The sequence below is a fragment of the Streptomyces sp. SID5910 genome, from assembly GCF_009862125.1.
GTDB lineage: Bacteria > Actinomycetota > Actinomycetes > Streptomycetales > Streptomycetaceae > Streptomyces.
In genome coordinates this window covers 1-332 of the sequence record NZ_WWHX01000414.1, presented here as the reverse complement: position 1 = coordinate 332, position 332 = coordinate 1, and the positions used below count along the sequence as shown (strand labels likewise).

General features: G+C 74.4%; 1 protein-coding gene. It reads right to left on the bottom strand.

Annotated features, from left to right (window positions below):
* Window positions 1-332, bottom strand: a 332-nt coding sequence (locus tag GTW67_RS14685; RefSeq protein WP_161165263.1) for a beta-ketoacyl synthase N-terminal-like domain-containing protein, incomplete at both ends; no start/stop codon positions are given.

Sequence of the window (332 nt, the reverse complement as noted above, 5' to 3'; positions counted from 1 at the left end):
GCCAGCAGCGCCTGCGCCTCGATCGGGTCACCCAGCGTCGTCCCCGTGCCGTGCGCCTCGACGGCGTCGACCTCGGTGGCGGACAGTCGGGCGTTCGCCAGAGCCTGAAGGATGACGCGCTGCTGGGAAATGCCGTTCGGCACGGTCAGGCCGCTGCTGGTGCCGTCCTGGTTGACGGCGGAGCCGCGGATCACGGCGAGTACCGGATGGCCGTTGCGCCGGGCGTCGGACAGCCGCTCCAGCAGGAGCATGCCCACGCCCTCGCCCCAGCCCGTGCCGTCCGCGCCCGCCGCGAACGCCTTGCAGCGGCCGTCGGGAGCGAGGCCGCGCTG